The 1076-nt window shown below is 75.7% G+C and carries 2 protein-coding genes; one reads left to right on the top strand and one right to left on the bottom strand.

Features of this window, described 5'->3' with window-relative positions; translation table 11 throughout:
• Positions 1 to 661 (top strand): 2-hydroxyacid dehydrogenase (locus EAD96_RS18525; RefSeq protein ID WP_121685184.1); only part of this gene is annotated, 661 nt, incomplete at its 5' end.
• On the opposite strand, the gene EAD96_RS18520 is transcribed toward EAD96_RS18525, so the two are convergent.
• Positions 655 to 1038 (bottom strand): PH domain-containing protein, encoded by a 384-nt coding sequence (locus EAD96_RS18520; protein WP_121685183.1) that lies wholly within the window; start codon positions 1036 to 1038, stop codon positions 655 to 657. The genes EAD96_RS18525 and EAD96_RS18520 overlap by 7 nt on opposite strands.
• Between the last annotated feature and the right edge of the window lie 38 nt (positions 1039 to 1076).

The following is a 1076-nucleotide window of genomic DNA, read 5'->3' as shown; positions in this document are numbered from 1 at the left end:
GGGGGTGCACGACTCGCCCACCGCCGAATGGGTGGTCGCCGCGATCCTCTCCTCGCTGCGCGGGTTCGCGCCGCTGGCCCGCGCCCAGGCGCGGCGCGAGTGGGCGTACGACGAGGTGGCGCCCACCGACGAGCTGGCCGGCAAGCGGGTGCTGATCGTCGGCGCCGGCTCGATCGGCACCGCGGTACGCGACCGGCTCGCCCCGTTCAAGGTGAGCTTCACGCTCGTGGCCCGTACGCCGCGGCCCGACCAGGGCGTGCACGGGGTCGACGAGCTGCCCGCGCTGCTGCCCGAGGCGGACGTGGTGGTGCTGCTGGTGCCGCTGACCGAGCAGACCCGGGGCATGGTCGACGAACGTTTCCTCGCCGCGATGTCTGACGGCGCGCTGCTCGTCAACGCCGCCCGGGGACCGGTGGCCCGCACCTCGGCGCTGGTCGCCGAGCTGACCTCGGGCCGCCTGCGCGCGGCGATGGACGTCACCGACCCGGAGCCGCTGCCCGCCGAGCATCCCCTGTGGGAGCTGCCGAACGTGCTGCTCACCCCGCACGTCGGCGGCTCGGTACGCGGGCTGCTGCCCCGCGCGTACCGCCTGGTGGGCGAGCAGTTGCGCCGGTACGTGGCCGGGGAGGAGCTGACGAACCGGGTGGTCGACGGCTACTGATCGCCGGCGGTGCCGGAGAGCTCCTGGCCGGTGACGGCGACCAACTGGGGCAGGTCGGTGGCGCGTACCGCCGGCAGCACCACGACCTCGCCGTCGTCGAGCCGGGCCACCGCCCGGCCCCGGGCGTCACCGGCGAGTTCGGCGACCCGGTCCCACGGCACCCGGCGCTGCCCGACGAGCGCCCGCAGCCGCAGTTCCCGGGCGTCGGCGTCGGTGCCGGCCCGCCACGCCCAGACCGCGACGGCGAGCGGTACGAGCAGCACCCAGAGCAGCCACCAGCGGGCGGAGGCCAGCGGCAGCGCGCCGATGAAGGCGACGATCGCGGCGACCAGGATGGCCTGGTTGTGACGGAAACGGACGGTATCGGCGCGGCTCACCCCCCGATGATCCCACCCGGCCGGTCCTCGCCACCCCG

The sequence above is a fragment of the Micromonospora sp. BL1 genome (assembly GCF_003667485.1).
Lineage (GTDB): Bacteria > Actinomycetota > Actinomycetes > Mycobacteriales > Micromonosporaceae > Micromonospora > Micromonospora tulbaghiae.
This window is presented reverse-complemented; position numbering and strand designations above follow the sequence as displayed.